This is a genomic window from Intrasporangium calvum (genome assembly GCF_028446585.1).
GTDB classification, from domain to species: domain Bacteria; phylum Actinomycetota; class Actinomycetes; order Actinomycetales; family Dermatophilaceae; genus Intrasporangium; species Intrasporangium calvum_A.
Map to the genome: position 1 here is coordinate 51,856 of NZ_JAPFQL010000057.1, position 6,350 is coordinate 58,205.

Annotated in this window: 6 protein-coding genes and 1 tRNA gene; 4 read left to right on the forward strand and 3 right to left on the reverse strand. The window is 71.7% G+C overall.

All coding sequences use genetic code 11. The features are described from left to right. Positions 1-12 precede the first annotated feature (12 nt). On the reverse strand, positions 13-618 hold the full coding sequence (locus OO014_RS13285; protein ID WP_272462811.1) for a TetR/AcrR family transcriptional regulator: 606 nt from the start codon (positions 616-618) through the stop codon (positions 13-15). A 113-nt stretch (positions 619-731) separates the two neighbouring features. Beyond that, positions 732-810: transfer RNA gene (locus OO014_RS13290), tRNA-Gln, on the reverse strand. Positions 811-1,048: 238 nt separating this feature from the next. Here OO014_RS13290 and glmU point away from each other — a divergent pair. After that, positions 1,049-2,494, forward strand: a complete 1,446-nt coding sequence (gene glmU, locus OO014_RS13295) for a bifunctional UDP-N-acetylglucosamine diphosphorylase/glucosamine-1-phosphate N-acetyltransferase GlmU (protein ID WP_272462804.1) — start codon at positions 1,049-1,051, stop codon at positions 2,492-2,494. After that, complete coding sequence (locus tag OO014_RS13300; RefSeq protein WP_272462805.1) at positions 2,491-3,471, forward strand: ribose-phosphate diphosphokinase; 981 nt, start codon at positions 2,491-2,493, stop codon at positions 3,469-3,471. The genes glmU and OO014_RS13300 overlap by 4 nt, the downstream gene beginning before the upstream one ends. 149 nt (positions 3,472-3,620) lie before the next feature. Here the strand turns inward: OO014_RS13300 and OO014_RS13305 are convergent, their stop codons facing one another. Continuing rightward, complete coding sequence (locus tag OO014_RS13305) at positions 3,621-4,178, reverse strand: CGNR zinc finger domain-containing protein (protein WP_272462806.1); 558 nt, start codon at positions 4,176-4,178, stop codon at positions 3,621-3,623. Between the two features lie 72 nt (positions 4,179-4,250). Between OO014_RS13305 and OO014_RS13310 the strand changes: the two genes are divergently transcribed. Then, entirely contained in the window at positions 4,251-5,264 is a 1,014-nt protein-coding gene (locus OO014_RS13310; protein WP_272462807.1) for an EamA family transporter, read from the forward strand. A gap of 393 nt (positions 5,265-5,657) precedes the next feature. Beyond that, positions 5,658-6,338, forward strand: coding sequence for a 50S ribosomal protein L25/general stress protein Ctc (locus tag OO014_RS13315; protein ID WP_272462808.1), 681 nt, complete (start codon positions 5,658-5,660; stop codon positions 6,336-6,338). Positions 6,339-6,350: the final 12 nt, after the last annotated feature.

Sequence of the window (6,350 nt, forward strand, 5' to 3'; positions counted from 1 at the left end):
GAGCCCCCAGGGTCAGCGGCGGCGGTCCGTCACCAGGGTCGGGGAGCGGTCGAGGCCCGCGAGCCCGTTCCACGCGAGGTTGACGAGGTGCGCGGCGACCTCCTGCTTCTTGAACTTGCGGCGGTCGAGCCACCACTGCCCCGTCAGGGCCACCATCCCGACGAGCATCTGGGCGTGGATCGGCGCCGACTTGGGATCGAGACCCCGCTGCTTGAACTCCACGGCGAGCAGGTGCTCGACCCGCGTCGCGACGTCGCCGAGGACGCTGGCGAACGAGCCCGTCGACTGCCCCGGTGGGGAGTCGCGGACCAGGATCCGGAAGCCCTCCGTGTCGCTGTCGATGTAGTCGAGCAGCGCCAGCGTGGCCCGCTCGAGCAGGTGGCGCGCACCCGCGCCGCCCTCCAGCGCCGCGGTGATGCCGCCGAGCAGGCGCTGGATCTCACGGTCGACGACGACGGCGTAGAGCCCCTCCTTGCCGCCGAAGTGCTCGTAGACGACCGGCTTGGACACCTTGGCCCGCGAGGCGATCTCCTCGACCGTGGCCGCCTCGAAACCCTTGTCCGCGAAGACCCGGCGACCCACGTCGATCAGCTGCTCCCGGCGCTCGGGGCCGGTCATGCGGTTGCGGGTCCGAGCGGACCTCGGTGCTTCGGCGGGATCAGCGGTCACCGGTCCAGTCTGGTCCATGGACGGCGAGCGGCGCCGAGGCGGCTCACCGCAGACGCACGGGGCTCCCCGGGCAGGAGTCGAACCTGCGTCGCTTGTCCTGATTCAAAGTCAGGCGGGCCCTGCCGACAGACCAACCGGGGAACGCCCCGGCCGCTGGGCCGGGACCACCACAGGGTAGTGCAGACCGGTGCCTCACCCAGCCACCCGCTGAGGGCACCGAGCCGCCGGAGCGGGCCCAGCGGCATACGGCACTGTGATGCGCGCCACCCCGGCGCCGATGGGCCAGCGAGAAGGAGGCCGCTGCGCTAGTAGCATGGCTGCGGCGCCCCGGCGGCACACCCGGGGAGGACGCCACCCCCACCAGGAGGAGCTGCCACCCGTGAGCGATCGCCGGCCGACCGCCGTGATCGTCCTCGCCGCCGGCGAGGGCACGCGCATGAAGTCCACCACCCCGAAGGTCCTCCACACGATCGGTGGGCGTTCCCTCGTCGGCCACGCGATGCGGGCGGCCAGGGGCGTCGACCCGCTGCACCTCGCGGTCGTCGTCCGGCACGAGCGCGACCGCGTCGCGGCCCACATCGTCGAGCACGACGAGGAAGCGATCATCGTCGACCAGGACGAGGTCAAGGGGACCGGCCGCGCCGTCGAGTGCGCGCTCGAGGCCCTCCCGGCCGACCTCACCGGCACCGTCGTCGTCACCTACGGCGACGTGCCGCTGCTGACCTCCGAGACGCTCGAGCAGCTCTGCGCCGTGCACGACGCAGCCTCCGACGCCGTCACGGTGCTCACCGCGATGCTCGACGACCCGACCGGCTACGGCCGCGTGCTGCGGGGTGCCGACGGCGCCGTCGAGGCGATCGTCGAGCAGAAGGACGCCACGGACGAGCAGCGCGAGATCCGCGAGATCAACAGCGGCCTCTACGCCTTCGACGCCGCCCTGCTCCGCGAGGCGCTCGCCGAGATCGGCACCGACAACGCGCAGGGGGAGAAGTACCTCACCGACGTCGTCTCCGTCGCACGGCGTCGCGGACTCACGGTCCACGCCCACGTCATCGAGGACATCTGGCAGACCGAGGGTGTCAACGACAAGGTCCAGCTCGCCCGGCTCGGCGCCGAGCTCAACCGTCGGACCGTCGAGCAGGCGATGCGCGACGGGGCGATCGTCATCGACCCGGCCACCACGTGGGTCGACGCCGACGTGACGATCGGGCCCGACTCGGTGATCCACCCGGGCACCCAGATCCACGGCGCGACGACGATCGGCTCAGAGTGCGTCATCGGGCCCGACACCACGCTCAAGGACGTCGAGGTCGGTGACCGCGCCAGCGTCGTGCGGACCCAGGCCGAGCTCGCCGTGATCGGCCCGGACGCGACCGTCGGCCCCTTCTCCTACCTGCGGCCCGGGACGAACCTCGGCGCCAAGGGGAAGATCGGCGGCTTCGTCGAGACGAAGAACGCCACGATCGGCGCCGGCGCCAAGGTGCCGCACCTGACCTACTGCGGCGACGCGACGATCGGCGAGGGCGCCAACATCGGGGCCGGCACGATCTTCGCCAACTACGACGGTGTCACCAAGGGCCACACCAACGTCGGTGCGTGGAGCTTCGTCGGCAGCAACTCCGTCATCGTCGCGCCGCGCACCATCGCGGACGGCGCCTACGTGGCCGCGGGATCCGCCGTGGTCAGCGATGTCGAGCCGGGGCAGCTCGCAGTGACCCGGGCCCAGCAGCGCAACATCGACGGCTGGGTCGCGAGACGCCGGGCCGGCACGAAGACCGACGAGGCTGCGCGCGCGGCCACCGAGACGAAGGGTGGCACCCGATGAGCACCATCAACAAGACGACCGAGAAGCACCTCATGGTGTTCTCCGGGCGAGCCCACCCCCAGCTCGCCCAGGAGGTGGCGAAGGAGCTCGGCACCGAGCTCGTGCCCACCAGCGCCTACGACTTCGCCAACGGCGAGATCTACGTCCGCTACGAGGAGTCGGTGCGGGGCTGCGACGCCTTCGTCATCCAGAGCCACACGTCGCCGATCAACGAGTGGATCATGGAGCAGCTCATCATGATCGACGCGCTGAAGCGGGCCTCGGCCAAGCGGATCACCGTGGTGCTGCCGTTCTACGGCTACGCCCGGCAGGACAAGAAGCACCGTGGGCGCGAGCCCATCTCGGCCCGGCTCATGGCCGACCTGTTCAAGGTCGCCGGCGCGGACCGGCTGATGGCGGTCGACCTGCACACCGCCCAGATCCAGGGCTTCTTCGACGGCCCGGTCGACCACCTCATGGCCCTGCCGATCCTGACCCGCTACGTCAAGGACAAGTACGGCCACCTCGACCTCGCCGTCGTCTCGCCCGACGCCGGACGGATCAAGGTCGCCGAGGACTGGTCCGAGCGCCTGGGCGGCTGCCCCCTGGCGTTCATCCACAAGACGCGCGACATCAGCCGTCCCAACGAGGTCGTCGCCAACCGCGTCGTCGGCGAGATCAAGGGCCGGGTCTGCGTGCTCGTCGACGACATGATCGACACCGCCGGCACCATCACCAAGGCGGCCGACGCCCTCATGGAGGAAGGCGCCACGGCGGTCATCATCGCCGCGACCCACGCGATCCTGTCGGGTCCGGCGGTCGACCGGCTCAAGGCGTGCAAGGTCGACGAGGTCGTCCTGACCAACACGTTGCCGATCCCCGACGACCGGCGGTTCGACAAGCTCACCGTGCTGTCCATCGCGCCGCTCGTCTCCCAGGCGATCCGTGAGGTCTTCGAGGACGGGTCGGTCACCAAGCTCTTCGACGGCAAGGCCTGACACCGCAGCCGGCCACGCTGGGAGCCCCGGACGACCGTTGGTCGCTCGGGGCTCTCTGCTCCGCGCCCAGTCGTGCGGGCGGCACGGTCCCGGGGCCGGATGAGTGAGACCAACGGTCGTTCGGCGCCGGGCGCACCCGCCTGGGTTCTTCAGGCCCGGGCGGCCTTGCGGGCCCGGTAGGCGGCTGTGTGGGCCCGAGCCGCGCACCCGCCGTCGCAGTAGCGGCGCGACCGGTTCTTGGACAGGTCGACGATGACGTCGTCGCAGTCCTCCCCCTCGCAGACCCGGAGCCGGTCGAGCCCGTCCGCGCGGACGACGTCGACCATGGCGAAGGCGAACTCGACGGCCATGCGCTCGGCCAGCGGCGCTTCGAGGGGCGTGGCGTGGATGTGCCAGCCGATGCCGTCGTGGTCCACCAGCCGGGGAACGGCGCCGGCTTCGGCCAGCATCGCGTTGACCAGGGCCACCACCTCCGACTCGTCCGACTCCCAGTAGCGCCGCAGCTGCGGGCGGAGCTCCCGCACGGCCGCGAGCTCGGCCTCATCGCGGTCGAACCGCCCGGTCCACGGCCGTCCGGCGAAGAACGCGGCCAGGTCCTCGACCGACGTCAGGGTGTCGGGGGAGCCGTCGCCCGGGAGGGTGCCGGGCATGGTGTTGACCAGCTCGGCGCCCCAGGTGAGGGCCTCCTCGGCGTCATGGGTGAACACGGTATTGACTCCTGACAGGCCTCGTGCAATGGTCACTAGTGTAATCCGTTTTGCTCCTGACAGGAGGCTGTCGTGGCTGACCGACACCCGCTGCTCGGGCTGGGCGCGGCACTCGCGTCGTCCGCGGCCTTCGCGACGTCAGGGGCATTCGCCAAGTCTCTCCTCATCGGCGGCTGGGCGCCCGGTGCGGTCGTCACACTCCGCATCAGCATCGCTGCGGCAGTCCTCCTGCTGCCCACGATCTGGGTGCTCCGCCGCCGATGGGGAGTGCTCCGCCGCAACGCCAGGCTCGTCGTCGGCTACGGCCTGACCGGTGTGGCGGGCTGCCAGCTCGCCTACTTCTATGCCGTGAGCCACCTGTCGGTCGGCGTCGCCCTGCTCCTCGAGTACCTCGCCCCGGTCCTGATCGTCGGTTGGCTCTGGCTGCGCCACCGCCAGGAGCCCCGCCGGCTCACCGTCATCGGCGTGGTCCTCGCCGTCGCCGGACTCGCCCTCGTCCTCGACGTGCTCGGCGGGATGCGCCTCAGCGTCGCGGGCGTCGCGTGGGGCCTTGCCGCTGCGGTCATGCTCGTCATCTACTTCCTCATCACGGCCGGCATCGACGAGGACCTGCCGCCCATCGCGCTCGCCGGCTCGGGACTCATCGTGGGCGCGGTGGTGCTGTGGATCGGAGCCCTCGTCGGGGTGCTCGACGTCACCAGGGGCGACGCGAGCGTGGTCCTCGGCGGCTCGACCGTGCCGTGGTGGGTGCCGGTCCTCGTCATCGCCATCGTGGCGGCGGCCTTCGCCTATGTGGCGGGGGTGGCCGCGGTGCGTCTGCTCGGGGCCAAGGTCGCCTCCTTCGTGGCCCTCACCGAGGTGCTCTTCGCGGTCGTCGTCGCCTGGCTCGTGCTCGCGGAGCTGCCGACACCCGTCCAGCTCGTCGGCGGGGTGCTCATCGTGGCCGGCCTCGTGGCGGTCCGCTGGGACGAGGCACGCGAGATCGCCCCCGGCCCGGCCGGGAGCGCAGCGGACGAGGCGTATGCGGCCGAGCTGCTCCCGACCGGCGCACTCACCCCCGATCCCCTCCGCGAACCGACGCCCTGACGGGCCGCAGCGGTCCGAGCCTGCCGCGGGACGGATGACGCACCTACCGGGCGTCACGACCCCCCGCCTGAGCCCGCGTCCCGCCTCGCCCAGCACTGAGCCGCGTCATCCGTCCCCACCCAAGGCCGCGAGAACGGGAGGAAACGGACAGCGGGAGCCGGCTCAGCGGCATACGGCACCGCCGATTTCGTGCCTCCGCCGGGCATCGGTAAGATCGACTGGTTGCCTCGGCGAGGGACGCTGCACGGCTGCCCGGCCGTGGGTCCGTGATCGACGCGGTGGAAGCTGGACCCCGGTCCGGTCTGCCCCCTGCGTGCTGACCGCCAGCCACCCGCGCACCGTCCCGCGTCGAGGCCCACACCGCAGCTCACCACCGAGACTTCAGGAGTACCCGTGTCTGACGCCACCAAGCTCGCCGCCGAGAAGCGCACCGACTTCGGCAAGGGCGCCGCCCGCAAGATCCGCCGCGCCGGCAACATCCCCGCCGTCATGTACGGCCACGGCACCGCGCCGGTCCACATCACCCTCCCGGGCCACGACACGTTCCAGGCGCTGCGCCACACGAACGCCCTCCTCACCATCGTGGTCGACGGCAAGGAGCAGCTCGCCCTCGCCAAGGACGTCCAGCGCGACCCGATCAAGCCGATCATCGAGCACGTCGACCTCGTCGTGGTCCGCAAGGGCGAGAAGGTCACCGTCGACGTCCCGGTCCACCTCGAGGGCGAGGCCGCCGCGGAGACCGTCGTCACCCTCGACCACGCGACGCTCCAGCTCGAGGCCGAGGCGACCCACCTGCCCGAGACCGTCGTCGTGTCCGTCGAGGGCCTCGAGGCCGGCACGCAGATCCTCGCCGGCGCCATCGAGCTCCCCAAGGGCGCGACCCTCGTGACCGACCCGGAGGCCCTCGTCGTCAACGTGACGCAGGCGATCTCCGAGGCCGCTCTCGAGGCCGAGCTCGCCGAGGCCGAGGCCGAGGCCGGCATCGAGCACGAGGCTCCCGCGGAGGCTGCCGAGGAGGCCGCCCCGGCCGAGGGCGAGTCCGCCGAGGCGCCCGCCGAGACCACCGAGGCCTGATCGACTCCGTCG

What these genes read in the sequence shown, in the direction of transcription:
- OO014_RS13285 (WP_272462811.1), bottom strand. Translation starts at nt 618, where the DNA reads ATGACCGGCCCCGAGCGCCGGGAGCAGCTGATCGACGTGGGTCGCCGG.
- OO014_RS13300 (WP_272462805.1), top strand. Translation starts at nt 2,491, where the DNA reads ATGAGCACCATCAACAAGACGACCGAGAAGCACCTCATGGTGTTCTCC.